The sequence below is a fragment of the Maribacter litopenaei genome, assembly GCF_025244665.1.
GTDB classification, from domain to species: Bacteria; Bacteroidota; Bacteroidia; order Flavobacteriales; family Flavobacteriaceae; genus Maribacter; species Maribacter litopenaei.
The window spans coordinates 2,141,761-2,161,716 of the sequence record NZ_CP104205.1 but is presented as its reverse complement, the minus strand read 5'-3'; the positions used below and the strand labels follow the sequence as shown (position 1 = coordinate 2,161,716).

General features: G+C 40.7%; 25 protein-coding genes and 2 pseudogenes. 20 read left to right on the top strand and 7 right to left on the bottom strand.

Features of this window, described 5'->3' with window-relative positions:
• Nucleotides 1-61 precede the first annotated feature (61 nt).
• Nucleotides 62-1,118 (top strand): annotated as a pseudogene (locus NYZ99_RS11695) (NAD(P)-dependent alcohol dehydrogenase).
• A 346-nt stretch (nucleotides 1,119-1,464) separates the two neighbouring features.
• Here the strand turns inward: NYZ99_RS11695 and NYZ99_RS11690 are convergent.
• The 3 genes and pseudogenes from NYZ99_RS11690 to NYZ99_RS11675 form a co-directional block, all read right to left on the bottom strand.
• The gene (locus NYZ99_RS11690; protein ID WP_260571327.1) at nucleotides 1,465-2,334 is read right to left on the bottom strand and encodes a DUF4382 domain-containing protein; all 870 of its coding nucleotides are present in this window, start codon (nucleotides 2,332-2,334) and stop codon (nucleotides 1,465-1,467) included.
• Between the two features lie 158 nt (nucleotides 2,335-2,492).
• Nucleotides 2,493-3,487, bottom strand: a pseudogene (locus NYZ99_RS22935) (glycoside hydrolase family 113).
• Between the two features lie 365 nt (nucleotides 3,488-3,852).
• Entirely contained in the window at nucleotides 3,853-4,455 is a 603-nt protein-coding gene (locus NYZ99_RS11675) for an FMN-binding negative transcriptional regulator (RefSeq protein ID WP_260571323.1), read from the bottom strand.
• Between the two features lie 105 nt (nucleotides 4,456-4,560).
• Here NYZ99_RS11675 and NYZ99_RS21885 point away from each other — a divergent pair, with 105 nt between their 5' ends.
• The 17 genes from NYZ99_RS21885 (at nucleotide 4,561) to NYZ99_RS11595 (ending at nucleotide 16,447) form a co-directional block, all read left to right on the top strand.
• On the top strand, nucleotides 4,561-4,998 hold the full coding sequence (locus tag NYZ99_RS21885; protein WP_338038981.1) for an alpha/beta fold hydrolase: 438 nt from the start codon (nucleotides 4,561-4,563) through the stop codon (nucleotides 4,996-4,998).
• Nucleotides 4,958-5,392, top strand: coding sequence for an alpha/beta fold hydrolase (locus tag NYZ99_RS21880; RefSeq protein ID WP_338038980.1), 435 nt, complete (start codon nucleotides 4,958-4,960; stop codon nucleotides 5,390-5,392). Before NYZ99_RS21885 ends, NYZ99_RS21880 begins: the two co-directional genes overlap by 41 nt.
• A gap of 119 nt (nucleotides 5,393-5,511) precedes the next feature.
• Nucleotides 5,512-6,039 (top strand): DinB family protein, encoded by a 528-nt coding sequence (locus NYZ99_RS11665; protein ID WP_260571322.1) that lies wholly within the window; start codon nucleotides 5,512-5,514, stop codon nucleotides 6,037-6,039.
• A 205-nt stretch (nucleotides 6,040-6,244) separates the two neighbouring features.
• A complete protein-coding gene (locus tag NYZ99_RS11660; protein WP_260571321.1) occupies nucleotides 6,245-6,574 on the top strand; it encodes a hypothetical protein in 330 nt (109 codons plus the stop codon).
• Nucleotides 6,575-7,023: 449 nt separating this feature from the next.
• Nucleotides 7,024-7,368 carry a hypothetical protein gene (locus tag NYZ99_RS11655; protein ID WP_260571320.1) on the top strand — a complete coding sequence of 115 codons (345 nt, stop codon included), beginning with the start codon at nucleotides 7,024-7,026 and terminating at the stop codon, nucleotides 7,366-7,368.
• Nucleotides 7,369-7,508: 140 nt separating this feature from the next.
• A complete protein-coding gene (locus NYZ99_RS11650) occupies nucleotides 7,509-8,252 on the top strand; it encodes a DUF6090 family protein (RefSeq protein ID WP_260571319.1) in 744 nt (247 codons plus the stop codon).
• Nucleotides 8,253-8,402: 150 nt separating this feature from the next.
• A complete protein-coding gene (locus NYZ99_RS11645) occupies nucleotides 8,403-9,311 on the top strand; it encodes an amidohydrolase family protein (protein ID WP_260571317.1) in 909 nt (302 codons plus the stop codon).
• Nucleotides 9,312-9,797, top strand: coding sequence for a YybH family protein (locus NYZ99_RS11640; protein WP_260571316.1), 486 nt, complete (start codon nucleotides 9,312-9,314; stop codon nucleotides 9,795-9,797).
• A gap of 220 nt (nucleotides 9,798-10,017) precedes the next feature.
• Complete coding sequence (locus NYZ99_RS11635; protein WP_260571314.1) at nucleotides 10,018-10,965, top strand: amidohydrolase family protein; 948 nt, start codon at nucleotides 10,018-10,020, stop codon at nucleotides 10,963-10,965.
• Between the two features lie 6 nt (nucleotides 10,966-10,971).
• Nucleotides 10,972-11,199, top strand: a complete 228-nt coding sequence (locus tag NYZ99_RS11630) for a hypothetical protein (RefSeq protein WP_260571313.1) — start codon at nucleotides 10,972-10,974, stop codon at nucleotides 11,197-11,199.
• Nucleotides 11,186-11,365, top strand: coding sequence for an amidohydrolase family protein (locus tag NYZ99_RS11625; RefSeq protein ID WP_260571311.1), 180 nt, complete (start codon nucleotides 11,186-11,188; stop codon nucleotides 11,363-11,365). Before NYZ99_RS11630 ends, NYZ99_RS11625 begins: the two co-directional genes overlap by 14 nt.
• A gap of 319 nt (nucleotides 11,366-11,684) precedes the next feature.
• Nucleotides 11,685-12,230, top strand: a complete 546-nt coding sequence (locus tag NYZ99_RS11620) for a DUF2975 domain-containing protein (RefSeq protein WP_260571310.1) — start codon at nucleotides 11,685-11,687, stop codon at nucleotides 12,228-12,230.
• A 3-nt stretch (nucleotides 12,231-12,233) separates the two neighbouring features.
• Nucleotides 12,234-12,440 (top strand): helix-turn-helix domain-containing protein, encoded by a 207-nt coding sequence (locus tag NYZ99_RS11615; protein ID WP_260571309.1) that lies wholly within the window; start codon nucleotides 12,234-12,236, stop codon nucleotides 12,438-12,440.
• Between the two features lie 260 nt (nucleotides 12,441-12,700).
• The gene (locus NYZ99_RS11610) at nucleotides 12,701-13,207 is read left to right on the top strand and encodes a hypothetical protein (protein ID WP_260571307.1); all 507 of its coding nucleotides are present in this window, start codon (nucleotides 12,701-12,703) and stop codon (nucleotides 13,205-13,207) included.
• Between the two features lie 472 nt (nucleotides 13,208-13,679).
• Nucleotides 13,680-14,804 (top strand): DUF6920 family protein, encoded by a 1,125-nt coding sequence (locus NYZ99_RS11605; protein WP_260571305.1) that lies wholly within the window; start codon nucleotides 13,680-13,682, stop codon nucleotides 14,802-14,804.
• A gap of 127 nt (nucleotides 14,805-14,931) precedes the next feature.
• Nucleotides 14,932-15,537 carry a histidine phosphatase family protein gene (locus tag NYZ99_RS11600; protein ID WP_260571304.1) on the top strand — a complete coding sequence of 202 codons (606 nt, stop codon included), beginning with the start codon at nucleotides 14,932-14,934 and terminating at the stop codon, nucleotides 15,535-15,537.
• A gap of 91 nt (nucleotides 15,538-15,628) precedes the next feature.
• On the top strand, nucleotides 15,629-16,447 hold the full coding sequence (locus tag NYZ99_RS11595; protein ID WP_260571302.1) for a peptidase MA family metallohydrolase: 819 nt from the start codon (nucleotides 15,629-15,631) through the stop codon (nucleotides 16,445-16,447).
• Between the two features lie 47 nt (nucleotides 16,448-16,494).
• Here NYZ99_RS11595 and NYZ99_RS11590 read toward each other — a convergent pair whose 3' ends face one another.
• The 4 genes from NYZ99_RS11590 to NYZ99_RS11575 are packed head-to-tail and all read right to left on the bottom strand — an operon-like array spanning nucleotide 16,495 to nucleotide 18,942.
• On the bottom strand, nucleotides 16,495-17,337 hold the full coding sequence (locus NYZ99_RS11590; RefSeq protein ID WP_260571300.1) for an endonuclease/exonuclease/phosphatase family protein: 843 nt from the start codon (nucleotides 17,335-17,337) through the stop codon (nucleotides 16,495-16,497).
• 4 nt (nucleotides 17,338-17,341) lie between these two features.
• Complete coding sequence (locus NYZ99_RS11585; RefSeq protein ID WP_260571298.1) at nucleotides 17,342-17,797, bottom strand: prolyl oligopeptidase family serine peptidase; 456 nt, start codon at nucleotides 17,795-17,797, stop codon at nucleotides 17,342-17,344.
• A complete protein-coding gene (locus tag NYZ99_RS11580) occupies nucleotides 17,763-18,473 on the bottom strand; it encodes an alpha/beta hydrolase family protein (RefSeq protein WP_260571296.1) in 711 nt (236 codons plus the stop codon). The genes NYZ99_RS11585 and NYZ99_RS11580 overlap by 35 nt, the downstream gene beginning before the upstream one ends.
• Nucleotides 18,430-18,942, bottom strand: coding sequence for a TolB family protein (locus tag NYZ99_RS11575; RefSeq protein ID WP_260571294.1), 513 nt, complete (start codon nucleotides 18,940-18,942; stop codon nucleotides 18,430-18,432). The genes NYZ99_RS11580 and NYZ99_RS11575 overlap by 44 nt, the downstream gene beginning before the upstream one ends.
• Nucleotides 18,943-18,954: 12 nt before the next feature.
• Between NYZ99_RS11575 and NYZ99_RS11570 the strand changes: the two genes are divergently transcribed.
• Complete coding sequence (locus tag NYZ99_RS11570) at nucleotides 18,955-19,272, top strand: hypothetical protein (RefSeq protein WP_260571292.1); 318 nt, start codon at nucleotides 18,955-18,957, stop codon at nucleotides 19,270-19,272.
• A gap of 291 nt (nucleotides 19,273-19,563) precedes the next feature.
• Nucleotides 19,564-19,953 carry a glyoxalase superfamily protein gene (locus tag NYZ99_RS11565; protein ID WP_260571290.1) on the top strand — a complete coding sequence of 130 codons (390 nt, stop codon included), beginning with the start codon at nucleotides 19,564-19,566 and terminating at the stop codon, nucleotides 19,951-19,953.
• Nucleotides 19,954-19,956: the final 3 nt, after the last annotated feature.

Below are 19,956 nucleotides of genomic sequence, written 5' to 3'. Positions count from 1 at the left end.
TTCAAGTCAAAGATTCAGAAACTATTTTTTGAATTTTGGGAAAGAACCTTAAAACATAAAAATGACAGCTATAAAAGCATATGCAGCATCATCAAAGGATGCGGATTTAAAACCTTTTGACATAGAACGTAGGGATGTAAAACCGAGATGACGTTAAAATAGACATTCTATATTGTGGGGTGTGCCATAGTGATTTGCACCAAGTACGAAATGATTGGAAAAACTCCCAATACCCTGTAGTTCCTGGCCATGAGATTATCGGAAAGGTTTTGGAGGTAGGCGATAATGTTTCCAATTTTAAGAAAGATGATTTGGTTGGGGTAGGTTGTATGGTGGATTCTTGCCGAGACTTGTAGCTCCTGCAAGGACGATTTGGAGCAATTCTGTGAAAACGGGGCCACAATGACCTATAATAGCAAGGACAAGCATATGGGCGGTCACACATTTGGAGGTTATTCCGAGAGTATTGTGGTCGACAAGGATTTTGTACTTCGCATTCCGAGAGAATTTGGATGCTAAGGCGGCCGCTCCCTTGTTGTGCGCAGGTATTACCACCTATTCTCCCTTGGCCCATTGGGGCGTAAAGAAAGGAGACAAGGTTGGTGTGATAGGCCTTGGAGGTCTTGGCCACATGGGAATTAAGTTTGCCCATGCCATGGGAGCCCATACCGTCATGATTACCACCTCCCCGAGACAAAAGCGAGGACGCCAAAAAATTAGGTGCAGATGAGGTCTTGATATCCAAAAATGAGGATGACATGAAAAAACACACCGGGAGTTTTGACTTTCTATTGAATACCATACCTGTAGGTCATGATATGAATCCGTACATATCACTATTAAAACGTGATGCAAGCATGGTTATCGTTGGAGCTGTGGAGCCATTGGATTCCCTACATGCAGGTGGACTGATCATGGGCAGGAAAAGTATTGCCGGATCTCTAATAGGAGGTATAAAGGAAACCCAAGAAATGTTGGACTTCTGCGGGGAACACGATGTGGTTTGCGATATAGAGATGATCAACATACAAGATATCAACAATGCTTATGACCGTCTACAAAAATCGGATGTGAAGTATCGATTCGTAATCGATATGAAATCCCTCAAAGACAGTTAATCTCTAAGGTAGTCTATAGCATTAGTAAAAGGCCATTCTAATGGGTGGTCTTCGTATTTAAAACCTTTTGAAGGTTTTTGTTCGCTTTAAAGGTCATCCAAAGTAGGAAGACAATCATTCCAATATAAAACGAAAATTGTATGTAGGTCATAGTAGATTTGGTTTGTTTATGCCTTACCTACGTAAGAGTGTTGAAAAGGTTCTAAAATGGACTAATTTTTTTTATCTCACATCTTAAAAGTACAGATTTACCCAATATATGAGCAATAAAAAAGGCGGTACAAACCGCCTTTTTATTGTGTTAAGTGACAGGTTTAATTTCCTTCCTCTACCACCATTTCGGCTTCTAGGATGAAATCCTGTACTGTTTTGTTCGCTGCATTGATATCAACGGATAACGTATCGCTTTGTATATAGCCTTCCAAGCCGAAGTAGTTCTATAGCTACCGGCCGGAATGCCCATAATCATATAATTTCCATCAATATCGGTAAACGTGGTCAAGGTATCTGTTTCATTGAATATTTCAACCAAAGAACCTTCGAGTGCCAATGGAGCTTCTTCAATTATAGTTGAAACGTTACCCATTAAGGTACCTGCCGTGGACATGTTGGTCGCCTTGATAACGGGTTTAAAGTTGAATCCAGTAATACCTCCTGCAACCTTGGCGTTTCCTTTCGCAACAAAGGACCTACTCACGTCAAAATCCAACAATAGGTCAGCGGAAAGTCCACCCACCACGGTTAAGCCAGGTTCAATAAATACCTTTATACCAGTTTGTGCACCGCTTGGAACTTTGAGGTCGTATTCCGTACCATCTTTAAGCACAACATTTACGCCTTTTACATGTACCCTAACCAAATCGTAGGTGCCTGCAGGTACATCCAAATCTGCCATGGTAGCTGTAGTGCCATTTACTAAATCCAACAAGTTCAAGGGAATTTCCTCTTCCATTAAGAGTACAAAGGGAGAATTCATTTCATTGGAATCATCTTCCAGGCTTTCGTCGTCATCAGATACGTCAGCACCGTCCTTTAATCTAGCATCGATTTTAAAGACGGTTACGTTGGCTTCCGCCACTTGGTCAAAAGGAAAGGGGGCATCGACCATCTGAACACGTAGTCTTCCCATACCGTCCATATTTGCTGAATCATCGGAACAACTTGTAACTAAAAATAGGGTACACGCCAATAGGGTGTACATAAGATTTGTTTTCATTTTAAAATGTTTTTTTGGCTCCTAGGACTTCCCCGAAGCCGATTATTTTAAAAGTTGGGCATGGCAAAATTGCAAAAAAATAAATGCCTTTCGGGCAAGGAAATCATAAATTCGATGAACTGCATGTGCTCTAATCCCAATAAAAAGGACGCTTTCAGTTAATGGGGGGGTGTGCCGAACCACTTGGCAATCACGTTTTCCGCTGGCTTAAATCGGGGGGAGAAGTCCAAATCCGTAAGGGCACTCTCGGGGGTAGTCCTATTCTGCCATTGCCGGATATAAATACCTGCGAACCAAGGCTGGTTCCACATTTTTTTGAACATGGCCTCATAAGCCAGCTGTTGGGTCTTGTCCGATTTTTTCTCGGTATACTTGCTAAAATAGGACCCCCATTCCCATGGCCTGATAGTGGCGTCCGGGGTGCTTTTGTAACCGACTTCTGTGAAGAGGATGGGTTTGTCGTACTTTTTATGGACGGCCTCCAAGACTGAAAGATGTTTATCCCATCCTTTTTCGATGGTTGACAAATCTGGATGCTCTTCCTTTGTCAATGGAAAATAGGCTTGGATACCGATATAGTCCAATTGATCCCAAAAATCGATATGTTCATATTCATCGTGCCAATTGGCAGCATAGGTTAATTTACCGTCATACACTTTACGTATTTCCGCAATGAGCTGTATCCATTTTTCGGGCTGTTTTTTAATGGATGTCTTTAGCTCGGTGCCCACACAAAAAAGCTCCGTTTGTGTTTCTTGGGCCATTCGGCGTATTTGAGCATGTTTTTTCGGTAGCTTTCAAACCATTGGTCCCATTCGCGGTCATCCCTTAATTGGATGTTGGCACGCCAGCCTTCCTGCATCCATAAATGAGGTTTTAGCTGTACATGTATCCCGTTTTTGTGTAGGTCGTTGATGGCTCTAACAAAGCTGGAATCCCTACGTCCGTATGACTCCATGGATTCCGGGACTTCCATTTGGGAGGTGTTTTCATTTTCCTGATGTAAAAAAGGAATGACCGCAACCCATTCCACATTGGCCCGTATGAGTTGATCTATGGCTTCCGAATTGTCGTCCGACCATCCAAATACGCTCGCACCCCTATGCTTACTATCGATTTCATAAAAGTGATTTGCCTTGCCGGTTTCGTTCATGGCTCCATGATCCCATTGAAAATCATGGCCTTCATTGGCATTGATAAATACCACCGTTTTAAATCCGACTATCAAAAAAACAATCGGCAAGAGAAAGCGGAATGAAAACTGTTTCCATGCTGTACCGCTGCCTTTTTTCCTGCCTACTTTCACAAAATGACTGATGACAAAATACAATCCGCAACACAGTATAAAGAGAATGTGAAACCCTATGAGAATAAACGTACGTGAGGCAAGTTCAAAGAAAAAGGAAATATATTCCGCGAAACTGCCGTCCCTTCCGGAAAACCGAATAAGAAAATATACAAAGGTCACGACCCATAGGGAAAGGTACAATAGCAACAGATGTATTCCTTTCTTTTTCATCATTTTCTTTTCATTCTAGAGGCTATGGCCCTGGCACCGGCATCACGTTCCTCAAGTTCCGAAATAATCTTGGCATGGTCATGCTCCCTACCCTGAGATAGTTTATAAGTGGCTTGTATATCCGTTATTTGAATCTTAAAACCGACCACCCCACGAATTTGTGCCATGGTTTTAGGGGACATATCATGAAGTGAAATCGGATGTTTGGAATCTTTTTCATATTTGTCCACCAAGGTGTGCATAGAGTCCAATACTTCCGCTTCCGATAAGATACGAATTTGTCCATATACATGAACGGCTATATAATTCCATGTGGGCACTTCCTCCTCAGCATACCAGGAAGAGGACACATAGGAGTGGGGCCCGTTAAAGATACAGAGTACTTCATCGGTTTCATTAAAATGCTTCCATTGGGGATTGGCCTTGGACATATGGCTTACCAAAATATCGTTTCCATCGGTATCCATATCCAATTCCATAGGAATATGGGTTGCCCAAGGTTTTCCATCCACCTGATTCACCAAAATACCAAAGCTGTTCGCCTTAATAAATTCTTTTATGGATGCCAGGTCCTCGTTTTTATAGTGTTGGGGTGTATACATGCTATAAAATTAGCAAAACATTGATTCAGGTAACAATCTAAGTGAACGCGTCAAGCATTTTTATTTTTAAAAGGTATTTTCAAATGAACTTAAAATAAAACTAAGATGCCATTTATAACGAACAAAAAAGGAAAGGAAGCCGTTGATATTTTTTATGAGGACTATGGGGAAGGACAACCCGTGATTTTAATTCATGGTTGGCCATTGAGTAGGAAGTCCTGGGAACAGCAGGTTTGGAAAATTGTGGAGGAAGGCTATCGCTGTATCTCCTACGACCGCAGGGGATTTGGAATCTCTTCTGCACCATGGGGCGATTATGACTACTCTTCCTTGGCCAGTGACCTGCATACGATTATTGAAGGATTGGAATTGAAGGATGCCATAATAGTCGGGTTTTCCATGGGCGGTGGTGAAGTTGTACGTTATTTAACGGACTACGGAAGCGACAAGATTGCCAAAGTGGCCCTAATCAGTTCCATTATTCCACTGGTAAAAAAGAAAGATGACAACCCGGATGGAGTGCCGAGAAAATGTATTGGATAACATCAAGGATGCGCTTCAAAAGGATCGCGTAGGGTTTTTAAAGACCTTCCACAAGGGATTCTACAACTATGATGACAATAAGAACAAAATGAGCGAGGCACAGCTGGAATACGATTTTATTGTAGCTTCCCATGCCTCTCCACGGGGTACCATTCAGGCGGCTCTTGCATGGATGCATACCGATTTCAGACCGGAACTTAAGAATGTTGATGTACCAACGTTGATCGTACATGGGGACGCCGATAGTACTGTTCCCATTGAAACTTCCGCAGAACAGGCGGCCAAGGGAATCGCGAATAACACCTACGAAGTCATCAAAGGGGCACCGCATGGATTGAACATTACCCATGCCAAGGAATTGAACGAAATCTTGATTTCTTTTTTGAAAAAATAAGTAGTAAGAATATCAGAGAAACAAAAAGGGCCTTCTAGAAGGCCTTTTTTTATGAGTAGATTTGGGCAAATTATTCATATACAATAGTTTGAATATCTTTAGCTGGAAAAACGAATCCAATGACCGAACTAGAAATCCTTACCAAACAAACGGAGATGGCTTATGTCCGGACACATAAGTTGATGGATTCCGTTCCCAAAGAGAAGTGGGATGACATACCGGAGGTCCTAGGATCCAGTTTTAGTTGGCAGGTGGGCCATCTTGTGGTAAGTATTTACTACCATACCATCATGACCACTGTAGGACATATGCCCGAACTCATTGAGCAACTAAACCTACGATTGTACACCAAACTTTGTGGTTACGATACCCACGCCAAGGAAATGGCGGGAACTTGGGCTCCTGTAAAATTAACGGCCGACTTGCAAACTATGCAGGATACATCCTTGGAGGTTATCGACTCATTATCCATACCGGACCTTTGGCAACCTATAGAACCTCTTAAAGTGCCGCACCCAGTGGCCAAAACAAAATTTGAGGCCATTGATTGGAATGTAAAGCATACCATGTGGCATTGCGGTCAGATGGCAACCATAAAACGTCCGGTGAACCAGCCCTATGATTATGGACTTCAGAGGCGAAGTTAAGAAGCCTGTGTATAGCCTTTCTACTACCTAAATCTAGACTTAATCCAGTGGTAGCCGAATTCTCATATTTCTTCATTTAGTTGTGTAACTCACTTATTTATAGGATTTTTAAAGAACTTACTCCTAATAATAAATAGATTTAATACTTCATTTTTCTAATTTGTTTATGCATTGTTGAGCTAATTCATTTTTAAAATAACTCATTATGAAACATGTAATTTTTGCAGTAACTCTAATAGCATGCATGAACATTCATGCACAAAATGTGAAGGTAAAATCAAATGGATTTGTGCGAGTATATAATTTACAGGGTAAAAAAATAGGGAAGGGAAAAATTCATAAGGTATCGGAAACATCACTTCAATTATTTAGACATGGGGAAACTATGGAATTCATGGTGGATGATATCGGTAGGATTAAAACCAAACGTTCCGGTGGTAACAATGTTTTGGTAGGTGCTGCTACAGGTGCAACCGCCTTTGCCATTGTAGGGATAGCCACCGCTGATCCGAGATGCTTGGATCTTTGGTTATAATCGTGGGGAAGGTGCGCTATCGGGAGCAATTTTTGGAGGAACTGCCGGTGCCGCAATAGGTGGTTTCACAATACTATTCAAAAACTCCAAGTCTTTTGAAATAAATGGGGATATTGAAAAATGGAAGGGATTTACGGAGCATTTAACCAATCAAGAAAGTGACTCTAAATAGACATAAGTTCCTTTAAGTATTTTTATTCTTGATAGAGTCGAAAGAGAATTGAAATCACATTTTTCGATGTCACAATACTTACATGAAGTTGTCAAATTTCCCCACTTTTCGTATCACTCTTTTTTTGATTGTACCCTATTTTTTTCTTATGTAAAAATTGGTAACGAAAAATTTACTTTCTCCGGTAGTATTTTTAAGAACTTAGTTGTTATGTAAAAAACCAAATGACCCATGCGAAAAGTAACTCTTTTATTTCTCGGTGCCATTGTTACTGTCCATGCAATGTGAATCAAACGACGAACCGGCCTTTAGTTCGGAATTTTACGTTCAAAACAATTCAAGCGTTGATCTCATTTGGTTAAATGCAGATGCGGAAGAAATTACCGTAGAAAGTCAATCCGAGCAGTTTTTGGGGGTTTCCACCAATTTGGATTCCTTTATACCCCCATCCAAAACCACGGCTTTTGATGCCATCACACTTTACAGAAAAGAGGAAACGGGAGTGTTGACCATTCTTTATGAGCAGCGACCTGTAGTAGATGATCAATGGATCTTTACTACCCCATGGGAATACGAAAGGGATTATCTTCTTATGATTACGGACGCATCCTTGGCTCCTTAGATTGCAGGCCCGATCCCCTTTTATATATTTCCTTGTTTTCTTGCCAATCCCAATTTTTTATAGGATTTTTAAAGGACTTTCCCCAAGTAGAAAATCGGTACGGTAGTGCATAGACCAAATAATTGACCAACCTCGGATTCATGGCAAAAATTTTTAGAAAAATTAGAAGAAACCTGCTTTCGGAGGGAAAAACAGTTAAGTATCTAAAATATGCCATCGGTGAAATCATTCTCGTGGTTATTGGAATTTTGATTGCCCTGCAAATCAATAATTGGAATATCGATCAGCAAACACAGCGGAAGGAGCAGGCCTATCTGCAAGAAATTCGGACCAACCTTCAACATGATTCCCTGAGATTGGAAACCGTCCTAACGTTTAATGATAGCAAAAAGGTCATTGTAGATGAAATGCTGCAGGTCTTTGTAGATACCCTCACCAACGAAGAACGCTTTCGCATCTTTAACAATAATGCAAACGATTTTACCTACTATGAGGTATTTGACCCGGTACGCATCGCATTCAATAATATGCTATCCGCAGAGAGTATTGGTCTTATTGAAGACAATGAGCTTCGAAAGGCTTTGTCCGAATACTACAATTTTGATTATTTGGGTGGGGTTCAAAATCGCATCGCAGTCATCAACAGAAGGGTGGTGGATGACTCGTATCCTAAATTCTTCACCAAGGAATTTGTATCCAACTGGATGGGAATGTCCTCAGAGATGCCTGCTGTAAAAGATTTGGATATTGCCACCGACTCCAAATTAATGTCGGATCTTTTTGGGATTAAAATGATCATTGATGTGCAAAATGAATTGATTCGGGATACCCAACAACGAAACCAGGAACTCATGTCCTTATTGGAATCCGAATTAAGGGAATAATAAATCTACTTATTTCCCCTTTTTCTTGTCCAACCCAAATTTTTGTTTGAATTTTAATAGGCTTCCAAAAATCAATGAATGCGTATGAATGCGTATGAATGCGTATGAATGCGCATATACCATTGATACGGGCCAATACAAACCAACCTTATGAATAAAACCACACTTGCCTTACTTGTTTTCTTGATACAGTTAGTACCGACATTCTCTCAGACCAGGATTATTGACATGCATATTCATTCATATTCAGAGTCAGATTTTGGTGAACGTGAGCCAACAAGCGATCATTATGGTGAAAAAGGTGCTGCAAATGCAGAGGTACATCGCGTTGAAACGTTCGAGGCATTTAAAAAATGGAATATTGTGAAAGCCGCGGTAAGCGGTAATCCCCAAAGCGTGGAAGAATGGGCAGCAAAAGATGACAATGACAGGATAATTAAAGGGATTTTGATCTTTTCACCCGATGATTATGGCTTGGACAGTCTAAAGTTCGAGCAAATGGTGAAGGATAAGGAAATTGAAGTTTTTGGGGAAATTGGTGCGTATTATGGCGGTACCACCCTAAGCGATCCTGTTTGGCAGCCTTATTTACGTATTTGTGAAAAGTACGATATCCCGGTTGCCTTACATACAGGTGGGGGCGACCCTGGAGGCACTTATTCCTGGTCTCCAAAAGCAAGGCTTAGGATGGGTGATCCGTATTTGATCGAGGATGTGTTGGTGAAATATCCCAAGCTGAGAATGTATTTGATGCACAACGGTGGGGAAGAGTGGCATGAACATGCCTTGCGGCTCATGGCCTATTATCCCCAGTTGTATACGGATATTGCCGTAATGCTTTGGGTGGAGCCCAATACCCAGCGCACGGTTACGGAATTTCTAAAGAATGCAAAACATGCCGGTTATTTGGATAGGGTGATGTTCGGGTCAGACCAAATGGTGTGGCCCTATGCTATAGAAAAATCGATCAATTTCCTAAACAGTCTTGAGTTCTTAACCGAAAAGGATAAAGAGGGTATTTTCTATGGCAATGCCGCACGATTTTTAAACTTGAACTAGGTGTCACTAAGTAAACTTAAAACAGGAACACAGATGAATGGTACTAGAAATATCGCTTTACTACTCGTGTGTATGCTAATGTGCTCTTCGAGACTCTTTTCCCATAGGGATAAGGAACAGATCATGGCCCTTAGAAATGCATCCAATACGGCGCTAAAAACATATGAAAACGACAAGGTGCTTTCCTATTTAACCGATGATGTACTTACCACAACCGGGAATGGGACGTTACTATGTGGAAAAGAAGCCCTGGCAAGTTATATAAAAGAAGGTGGAAAAAGCAAGATGTACTGGATTCGAGATACACAGGAAATAATAGTGAACACAGAGAGGGGGCTGGCTTGGGAACGTGGAATCCGGAATGGATACGACCCTGAAAAGAGTGATGAATCCATCGTAAATGGTAACTATTCTGCCATGTGGAGCAAAAAGTCCGGAGTGTGGAAAATCAAGTCCCAACTTTTTGTAACCTTGGCTGAAAATTAGAATATTCTGTGGTATACCAGTATCATTAGTATCACAGCGTACTACTGAGTGTAAAAATATGTACCCGTATGATTTGATCAAGGTAAGCTAAAGCCGAAGGCACATATTTCCCCATTTTCTTGCCCAAATCAATTTTTTGTAGGAATTTTAGAAGACTTCCCCTAAAGAAATAGGCTTACCCCGAAGCCAATTCAATTATATAATTCTAATCCCTATTAAAATGAAGCGCCTAGCCTTACTTATTCTTTTTGGTTGTCTTGTTGCCTGTACCACTGAGCATTCCGATCCCTTATCCATGGTTATTTCAAATGTGAGCCTTATTGATGGAACGGGAAGCCCCTTAAAAACAAATGTGAGCGTTGGTATCCAAGACGGTAAGATTGTTGTCATTGATTCTACCAATTCTAGTAGTGCAGAAATCCAGATCGACGGTACCGGCAAATTTTTGATCCCCGGATTATTCGATTGTCATGTCCACACCACGGATTTTGAAAGTGATTTTGCCAAATACATACATTATGGTGTGACATCCGTGTTCATTACCGGTGGCAGTGTATGCACCAATGAATATTATGCCAGTATGCGCTCTTATGGTAATCAGGACACATTACCTGCCCCAATTGTGTTTCATACGAGTCAGCATTTTACCATGGAGGGCCGGCATCCGTTGAAAACATACCAAGGAAACTGGGAAGACGGTAAATCGGTTTTCTTGCTCAAGGACACGCTTCAAATAGAAAGTTTGGTAAAAGAGGTAACCCAATATCCCATAGTTGGAATCAAGCTTACGATTGAAGATGGACCCCATCCTCCTTGGGTAGAGCGAATGCCGCAAGCTTTTATCAACAAGGTTCAGAAAGAGGCAAGGAATTATGATACAGAGGTTTTTGCCCATGTTAGTGACAATGTGGAACTTGAAATGGCCATGGATGCGGGAATTCAAAACATTGTTCATTGGACAGGTCCGGATATTGACTTTCAAAGAGATACCGTCCTTTTGGAAAAAATATATCAGGTAAGGCCATCATTTATCACCACGTTTATGATTGATAAGGGCTTTTTATATCCTTTGTTCCCTGAATGGGTGGCCGACCTTCGCCAAGAAAACATATTTGATGAAGCGTATTTTGAAAATGCGAAAAAACCCGAATTCTTGGCACGGGCTTAACAAAATATGGGATTCCGGAGGGATTATTTTCAGAAAGATAGTGTAACATTAGCTGATATTGCGGCCTTCCAAGTGGAGGATATAAAGGTTTTGTATGAAAACGGTATACGTTTCGCCTTAGGTACAGATACCGGTTTTTTTGTAATGCCCGGTTACAGTTTGCACGAAGAAATGCAATTGCTTGAGATGGGGGGGTATGGAGCCCTTGGATATTATCAAGATGGGTACCTATAATGCGGCGGCAATGATGCATGCCCAGGATAGTTTGGGATCCATTGAAATGGGTAAAATTGCGAATATGGTGTTGTTGGACAAGAATCCATTGGAAGAAATTCGCAATACAATGGCTATCAATACCGTCAATAAGAGAGGAAGAATTCAAAAACGGATTGAAAAATAAGCCGAACGATTTACGATCCAGCAATTGTCCCGTAGTATGTGTGGTGCCTAGGTAGCCTCTTTCAAGGTGGGTGAGCCTTTCGTTTTGCTACGCAAGGTGCGTTCAAAGAAAATATATTTTCTTTTCACCCAATGCTCAAGGTAAACTAAAGTCGAACCCACATATTTCCATTTTTTTACAAATACACCTGTACACCCTGTTGGTTAAACTAAATAATGACCTAATAGTTTTTAAATAAATATTTATCATAAAAAGAAAAATATTTATTGTTTATCAATAAAAATTTTTTTAATTTTACTCAGAGTTTAATATATTTAAAATGAAAACAAGGTTAAAAACAGACAATCTCATCTTTAAAGGACTAAAGATTATTTCATGGATTATTTTTGTGGGTCTCTGTGTGGAAGCAGGAGGCCTGATTGTAAATTTTATTTTTAGCCTGTATCCGACCGAATTTGTTCAGAACCTCTATCAGAAATTAGATTTAAGCCATGTATATCAAAGTAGTAAACTAATCTTCTTTGGATTATACGGATTCATTCTTGCGATATCCCTTTTAAAGGTGGTTCTTTTTTACTTGGTGGTTCTTTTGATAACTAAAATCGACCTAACCAAACCCTTCAATAACATGGTATCTAAAAAGATTCTTAATATAAGCTATTACACCCTTTCAATTGGCATATTGAGTCTAATAGGAAGGCAATTGGCAAAGAATGTTGGGAACAATGGACTTTCTTTAGATAAATTGAATTCATTTTGGGCAGATGGACAGGCTTTTATCTTAATGGCAGCCGTGGTGTACATTATTGGAGTAATTTTCTTAAAAGGAGTGGAGTATCAAGAAGAATTGGAAGAAACGGTATAGACCATGGCAATAGTTGTAAACTTGGATGTAATGATGGCGAAACGAAAAATATCGCTCAATGAATTAGCAGAAACGGTCAATATAACCTTGGCAAATCTTTCAAAACTTAAAACTGGAAAGGTTAAGGCGGTTAGATTCAGTACGTTAGAAGCCGTTTGCGAGGCTTTGGATTGCCAACCAGGTGATTTGTTGGAATATTCGAAAGAGTAAGGGTATCCCATAATTATCTTAAGTGGATAGGCGACTTGACCTTTATTGATGTCTGAACAACCTGCCCTGAGCCTTTCGGCTACTCTAAAGGTAAACTAAAGTCGAAGGGGAGTCTAATTTGGTGCCTGAGAGGAGTCGAAGGCACATATTTCCCCATTTCCTTGCCCAACTCACTTTTTTATAGGATTTTTAAGGACTTCCCCTAAAGCAATAAGTGTATTTCTACACATATTGGATTGTTAGCCATAATTAAATCATACATGAAAGTCATTGCTACAAAAAAAGCGGATCATCATTTCTTTTCCATTTTTGCTCTCTATTATGTTATTACTTCGGTAGTAGGATTTGGATCCTCCTCCTCCGGAATCATTGAAAATGGAGGTGAAATTCCTATTAGGGCAATTGTACATGGGGCGCTGGCCGGTTGTTGGTATTTTTTATTTTTTGCTCAAGTTCTTTTAATAATCCTAAATAGGAGAAAATTACATATCAAAGTTGGTAAAATATTAGTCCCTCTGATCATAGCTGTTTTTGTCAGTGGTATTTATGTGGTTCTGCTCAGGGCCCCCATTCCTTTTGAGACCGTACCCTTTGAAGTAATGGGTAATGAAATTGGATTGTTCTTTATTGGGGTAATCTATGCTTTGCTGGGTTATATTTATCGGAATAATCCTCATTACCATAAAAGATACTTGCTCTACACACTAATCATATTAAGCGGAGCGGGGGTTGTTCGTTTTTATTCTTTTCTCGGATATAGCAATTAATCCCTTTTTGGTCATTTATGTCATTCCGCTTCTAATGATTTTTTTGTATGACTTCATCGTTTACCGAACATTATTTAAGGCTACATGGATAGGGTTTCTGATTTTTCCGGTTAATTTATTTGTGCTAAGTAACATTTTTGGAATTTTGGCAGATTATCTAAGGCCAATTATGAGAGGTTAAAAATTAAATGCTCCTACAAGGAATCGAAAAGATTGAATACCTCATGGAAAGGGATAAAGAAGCGTTTATACAATTGTATTTGTGCATATAGTCTTTTGAATGGTCGTAAATTTATTTTTCACTTGTGATTAAAAGGGGACAAATCAATAAGGTGAAGCACAGTCAAGGGTACATATTTCCCCATTTCCTTGCCCAAACCAAATATTTATAGGATTTTTAATTACTTCCCCTAAAGTAGAGATAAACATATCTAGGTAAGTTTATACAATTGTTGGTCAGAAGCAAAAAACAGTGAGAACAGCTGTAACCATATTGACTGGAATTCACGGAATCATCCATTTATTCGGATTTCTGAAAGCATTTGATATATCTGAGTTTAATACTATTTCACAACCGATTTCCAAAACTTTTGGAGTTGTTTGGTTATTGACTTTTGTTCTTCTTGCGATTACAACTACTTTATTAATTTTTCAGTCAAATTATTGGTGGTTAAGCGGATTTTTGGCTGTAGTTGTTTCGCAGATTTTGATTTTTAACTATTGGTCTGATGCAAAATTTGGTACAATAGCAAACCTTATAATTCTTGTGTCTGCAATATTAGCTTATTCAAACTTTAGTTTTAAGAATAAGGTTGCCGAAGAGAGGAACAAACTCTTCGAAAACTCACAACCTGTTAATGAAAAAATTATAACTAAAGACACACTTTCGGAATTACCGGCGGTGATTCAGAAATGGTTGACCAATAGTGGAGTGATTGGTAAAAAGTTCATTTCAAACGTTCATTTAGTGCAGGAATTACAACTTAAAATGAAACCTGAACAATTAGAATGGAATAATGGTGCTGCGGAACAATACTTTACGGTTCAACCACCTGCCTTTAATTGGAATATTACAACACAAATGAACTCGATTTTAAAAGTTGTAGGTCGTGATAAATTTGAAAATGGCAACGGCGAAATGACGATAAAACTGTTTTCGCTTATTCCAGTTGCAAATGCTAAAAATCACGAAAAAGTAAACCAAGCAACCTTGCAAAGATTTTTAGCAGAAATAGTTTGGTTTCCTTCAGCTTCTTTAAGTCCATACATAAAATGGGAATCTTTGAATGAGTATTCCGCAAAAGCAACTATGGATTATGAGGGAACAAGAGGCTCGGGAGAATTCCATTTTGACGAAAAAGGAAACTTTAAAAAATTTATAGCATTGCGTTATCAAGATTCAAATGCAACCGAACCAACCGAATGGACTGTCATTGCAACAAAAACAGAAGAACGGAATGGTTTAAAAATACCTGTTGAGTGCGAAGTGAGTTGGGAATTGGAGAATGATAAATGGACTTGGTTGAAATTACAAATCACGGACATTCAATACAACGTGGAAGAAATGCCAGTGGCTAACAATGTATATAAAAAATAGGCGTAATAGTAATAATATTAATGCTTTTGGCCCGTATCAAAATTAGTGCTCAACTGAAAGTTTGGCGCTTCGAAATCGCCTACTTTTCATATACTAATCGTAATGGGTGATTGTCAATAAATAGAAAATGAAAAGAATATGTCTCATTACTCACTGTGAAGCTACGCATTCAGTGGACGGAAGAGTTGGTGGGTGGTTCGATTCAGAACTAACATTAGATGGAAAACGACAGGCATCACAGTTGACAAATAGGATTTCAGAATTGGGTTTTGACTTTGGAACTTTGAAAGTTTACAGCTCTGATCTCAAAAGAGCCGCCCAAACAGCTCAGATTTTGACAAGCGGAACAAATACACCAATAATTTATGATCAAAGACTAAGGGAGATGTCTTTTGGAGAACATGAAGGAATGATGCAAAGTGAACATAACAAAATAATGATCCCAGTAAGTCCAAACGAAAACAGATTAGACCATAGGATATGTAATGGAGCAGAAAGCAGGAGAAATGTTGCTGAACGAATATATCAATTCGTTGAAGAAATAATGGTATTACAAAAAGATGAAATAGTTGTAACGCATGGATTTGCAGCAACATTTTTTATCGCAGCTTTTCAAAAGATTGATATTTCATCTATGGGTTTTATCAATTTCGGGCTCAATCCTGGAAGTATATCAGTACTCGAAGTCGATGATAGATTTAAAAACAGGACAATCAAACTTTTAAATGGATAATATACACATAACAATGTAAATGAAATCATAGCTCTCATTCGGTTGCTACGATTCATAAAGTAAAATCCATAAGTTGGAAAAACTGAAAACAATGGGAAATTCATTTAGAATTTTGTTTTTATCAAGCTTCGCGACAGTCTTTCCGGGCTGCAGTGAATCCAAGGAAAAGGAGCAGATGAATCAAAATGATGGATGGAAAAGAGTGGGCCAAACAGAAAAACAAATCGATAATGTAATTTTTACCTTTCCGGAAAGTGGATTTGCCTATAAAAACCGTAAAAGACTGGTTAAAGATTGTTTTGATGCAATAAAATATGATAGCGAACTTATAGACCTTAAAGACTTCAACGATACCATTTTTATCCGATTTTTACCTAGCAGAGAGGCAATGAAACCCTTAACGGGAAATACACCTAGCGGCAGTGCGTATCCGCATTTAAAAACCCTCTATGTTGTCGCAAATGATAACACCCGGCCGCCCATTAAACATGAGCTCATGCATCTCATCTCCATGTTGGAATGGGGTTACCCGCCACCATCGTCCACCTGGATGAATGAAGGGCTTGGTACGTTTGCCGAAAACAATTGTAGTGGATGGACGGTTGCACAGATGTACAGATATTTACTAGAGAATGACCAATTGATTTCCATGAACTTACTCACAACCGACTTTTACAAACAACCCGAAAATTTTTCCTACCATCAATCGGCCTACATTGTTGAATACTTATTGGAGAATTACAGTATAGAACAATTTGGACTGGTTTGGAAAGATGGTTTTGAAAAATTTGAAGAAACATATGGATTTTCATTCGAACAATTAAAGTCAGATTTGGAAATCGACCTAATTGAAAAAATGCCTGAAGTTCCGGAAATATACCCTCAAACATTTTACAAAAACTGCGAATAAAATATAAAATAAAGAGCTAAAGTACTTAGTTCTACGAATCGGTCTAATTACTCCATCTTCAACTTCGCCAACACCGGTAAATGATCCGAGATATGCATGTTGTTTTCCATTCGGTCATCAATATGCAGATAACGTTGCACTTGTAGATTTTTCACAAAAATATAGTCGATACGGCGATCCAACACCATATTGGGGTCAAAGCCGTTAAAGGTGCCCGTAGGGCCGTAAAATGGCTGCTGGGTGGCCTGTAGCCCATCGGTCAAACCGGCTTGCATCAACTGTATGGGTTCGGAGTCCGGCTCCAGGTTAAAATCCCCCGTCACCACTACGGGCAGGTTTTGCGTATTCACCGCCTTGATCTGTCGTAAAATAAGGTTTACACTCTGCTTTCGGGCCTCGGTACCTACATGGTCAAAATGGGTGTTGAAAACATACAGTTCCTTGCCCGTGCTTTTTTCTTTAAACAGTGCGTAGGTACAGATTCGCTCCAACGCAGCATCCCATCCCTTGGACACTTTTTCAGGAGTGGGAGAAAGCCAAATGGTATTGGTTCGAAGCAGTTCAAAATGCTGACTATTGTATAAAATAGGGGAGTACTCGCCCTTTTGTTTGCCGTCGTCACGACCCACACCTATGTAAGCGTAGTCGGCTAGGTGTTCGTCCGGATATTCCAATTGGTTATGCAAGACCTCCTGCATGCCTACAAAATGGGGGCCATAGTGGTGTAATAGCTGCACCATGGCCTCCTTTCTAAAATTCCAGTTGTTGACGGTATCGTTTACGTTATCATACTTGATGTTGTAGGACATCACCTTAACCTCTTGAGCGGTCAATCCACTGGCCAAAAGCACCAGCAAAACGGTGCAACCCCATTTTTTCAATACTTTCATCTGCTTATTCCGTTTTGTATTTGTTGAACCACGCCAATACCGAGGCTATTTTGGCGACCAGGTTACTGGGCCTATTGGCAATCCCATGCCCGGAACCGGGAATACGTACCATGGCGGTTTCCACACCTTCCAATTTTAAGGCGGTATAGAACTGCTCGGATTCGGCTATGGGGGTACGGTAATCTTCCTCCCCCGTCATCAACATCGTGGGTGTGGTCACATTACCGGCATAGGAGAGGGGAGAGCGCCTAAAATAGTTCTCCGGGTCTTCCCAAGGTTTCTTCCCGAACCAGTATTTGGAGAAGAAAGCGGCCCCATCGGCATAGAGCACAAAGCTCGTCCAGTTAATCACCGGTTTGGCGACTACGGCGGCCTTAAAACGGTCCGTTTTTCCCACGATCCATGCAGTCAACACCCCGCCACCGCTACCTCCGGTGACAAAGAGGTTGTTGGTATCCACATAGCCCTTTTTCAATAACGGTATCCACGCCGCTCATGAGGTCCTCATAATCATGGTTGGGATAATCATGGTGGATGAGGTTGCCAAATTCCGCCCCGTAGCTAGTACTTCCGCGTGGGTTGGAATAGAGCACCACATAGCCGGCAGCGGCATAGGCCTGTATCTCTGCACTATAGACGGAACCGTAGCTTTGGAAAGGCCCCCCGTGGATTTCCAAAATAAAGGGATATTTTTTGTTGGGGTCAAAGTTGGGCGGGGTTACGATCCACCCTTGTATTTTTCGATCATCAAAAGAGGAATTCCACCAGATTTCTTCTACGTCGCCTACATTGCGAAAGGAGAATAGGTCGTCGTTCACAAAGGTGAGGCGTTGGCTTCCTTTTTTATCGGCCACGGCCAAGTCGGACGGGTGCTGTGTGCCACCCAAGGTATAGGCAAACTTGCCGTTGTTGGACACCGTGAAGTCGGCCGCATTGTACGGTCTTCCCAAGGAAAGTCCGCCCAGTCCTTCTGCCAAAGTGGTTACGGTACCGTTCATCGTAATATGTCCTATTTTGGAATCCCCTTCGTCGTTGTATAAAAAATAGAGCCCCTTGCCATCTGCGGCCCATTGCACATTGCCGATGTCGCGATCAAAATCGCCGAGAAATGAGCTGCGAGTTGCTACCGTCGGCATTCATCACATACAGTTCCTCGACCTGATAGCCTTGAAAGGTATCGTCATAACCCGTATAGGCGATTTTTTTACCGTCCGGGGAAAGGGCGGGTGAGCCATCGGGACCAAATCGGCTGGTCAGTGGGGTTACACTATTATTGCTAAGGTCTAATTTATAGACCTCGCTATTGGCAGGTTCAAAATCTTCTTCAGGATGAAAATTCGCTGAGAAATAGAGGCTCTTCCCATCATTGGACCAAACCGGGGCACCGTGGTCAAATTCTGCAGTGGTCAACTGTTTGGGCGTACCCCCGTTGATGGACAGGGTAAACAATTGGTCGTTACCGGCTTTTAAGTAGCCTTGGCCATCACCGCGATAGTTCATCTTATCGATATAGGTAGGGGGTGTATTCCACTTGGCACCTTCCGGTTTTGCAGGCATTTTAATGAGGGATTCATCCTTTCCCGGCACAAACATATTGAACGCCACATATCGGTCATCATGGGATCAGCTAACGGCTCCCGGCGCCTTTGGTGTATTGGTCAATGGCACTGTCTCCTTGCTATCCAGCCACATGAGATAGAGTTTCATCTTCTCATCTGCCATGTTGGACTTAAAGATGATCTTTTTGCCATCGTGGGATCATTTGGGGTAGTAATCGTTGTGGTTTCCGGTGGTCAAGGGTCGGTTTTGGCTGCCATCAAAATTCACGATCCAAAGGTTGGACAGGTTTTTGTCCGTCATGATATCCTTAAAGTTTCGCACGTAGATGACTTGGCTGCCATCCGGGAAATCTGTGGGTCGGAGATAAACTCATAATCGAAGATATCTGTCAGCTCCAAATTGGTCTTTTTCTGTGCTTGGGTGAATACTAAGCCAATAAATAAGAGTAGTAGCGTAGTGTATTTTTTCATAAGGGGTTCTCGTTTGGTTTGAACCCTCAATGTACGGATTTCATAGTGAAAAGTTTGAGGGACTAGTTATAAGTTTTAAGTAAAAAGTTTAGAGCTAAATGCTAAAAGCCAAAAGCTATAAGTGATTTCTTGAACATGAAACTTGGAACTAGAAACCCCAAACCTGAAACCATAATAAATTTCATACCTTCAAGCTATGAACGAAAAAATCCATCTACATCAAATACATCCGGTACTACCCGTGTGGGATGTGCTGGACGCGTTGGACTTTTATGTAAACCGATTGGGCTTTCGCATCGCCTTCGCGGATGATTCCAAAAACCCCAAATACGCCGGTGTTATCCGAGACGACATAGAAATACATTTACAGTGGCATGATAAAAAGGAATGGGATATAGAGATTGATCGACCCATGTTGCGCATCGTTACCCAAAACATTGAAGGCCTGTACGATGAGTATGGCGAAAAGGATGTATTCCATTCGCATACATTGTTACGCGAAACGGCCTGGGGCACGAAGGAATTCGCCTTTTATGACCCTTTTAAAAACGGTCTGACGTTCTACAGGGATATTACGAGTAAATAATCC

Coding starts and splice junctions, on each gene's coding strand:
- NYZ99_RS11655 (WP_260571320.1), top strand. CDS start 7,024: ATGCAATGTGAATCAAACGACGAACCGGCCTTTAGTTCGGAATTTTAC.
- NYZ99_RS11565 (WP_260571290.1), top strand. CDS start 19,564: ATGAACGAAAAAATCCATCTACATCAAATACATCCGGTACTACCCGTG.
- NYZ99_RS11625 (WP_260571311.1), top strand. CDS start 11,186: ATGGGTACCTATAATGCGGCGGCAATGATGCATGCCCAGGATAGTTTG.
- NYZ99_RS11580 (WP_260571296.1), bottom strand. CDS start 18,473: ATGCCGACGGTAGCAACTCGCAGCTCATTTCTCGGCGATTTTGATCGC.
- NYZ99_RS11660 (WP_260571321.1), top strand. CDS start 6,245: ATGAAACATGTAATTTTTGCAGTAACTCTAATAGCATGCATGAACATT.
- NYZ99_RS21885 (WP_338038981.1), top strand. CDS start 4,561: ATGCCATTTATAACGAACAAAAAAGGAAAGGAAGCCGTTGATATTTTT.
- NYZ99_RS11590 (WP_260571300.1), bottom strand. CDS start 17,337: ATGAAAGTATTGAAAAAATGGGGTTGCACCGTTTTGCTGGTGCTTTTG.
- NYZ99_RS11570 (WP_260571292.1), top strand. CDS start 18,955: ATGGGATCAGCTAACGGCTCCCGGCGCCTTTGGTGTATTGGTCAATGG.
- NYZ99_RS11595 (WP_260571302.1), top strand. CDS start 15,629: ATGGGAAATTCATTTAGAATTTTGTTTTTATCAAGCTTCGCGACAGTC.
- NYZ99_RS11690 (WP_260571327.1), bottom strand. CDS start 2,334: ATGAAAACAAATCTTATGTACACCCTATTGGCGTGTACCCTATTTTTA.
- NYZ99_RS11675 (WP_260571323.1), bottom strand. CDS start 4,455: ATGTATACACCCCAACACTATAAAAACGAGGACCTGGCATCCATAAAA.
- NYZ99_RS11630 (WP_260571313.1), top strand. CDS start 10,972: ATGGGATTCCGGAGGGATTATTTTCAGAAAGATAGTGTAACATTAGCT.
- NYZ99_RS11610 (WP_260571307.1), top strand. CDS start 12,701: ATGAAAGTCATTGCTACAAAAAAAGCGGATCATCATTTCTTTTCCATT.
- NYZ99_RS11620 (WP_260571310.1), top strand. CDS start 11,685: ATGAAAACAAGGTTAAAAACAGACAATCTCATCTTTAAAGGACTAAAG.
- NYZ99_RS21880 (WP_338038980.1), top strand. CDS start 4,958: ATGACAACCCGGATGGAGTGCCGAGAAAATGTATTGGATAACATCAAG.
- NYZ99_RS11665 (WP_260571322.1), top strand. CDS start 5,512: ATGACCGAACTAGAAATCCTTACCAAACAAACGGAGATGGCTTATGTC.
- NYZ99_RS11650 (WP_260571319.1), top strand. CDS start 7,509: ATGGCAAAAATTTTTAGAAAAATTAGAAGAAACCTGCTTTCGGAGGGA.
- NYZ99_RS11635 (WP_260571314.1), top strand. CDS start 10,018: ATGAAGCGCCTAGCCTTACTTATTCTTTTTGGTTGTCTTGTTGCCTGT.
- NYZ99_RS11645 (WP_260571317.1), top strand. CDS start 8,403: ATGAATAAAACCACACTTGCCTTACTTGTTTTCTTGATACAGTTAGTA.
- NYZ99_RS11600 (WP_260571304.1), top strand. CDS start 14,932: ATGAAAAGAATATGTCTCATTACTCACTGTGAAGCTACGCATTCAGTG.
- NYZ99_RS11615 (WP_260571309.1), top strand. CDS start 12,234: ATGGCAATAGTTGTAAACTTGGATGTAATGATGGCGAAACGAAAAATA.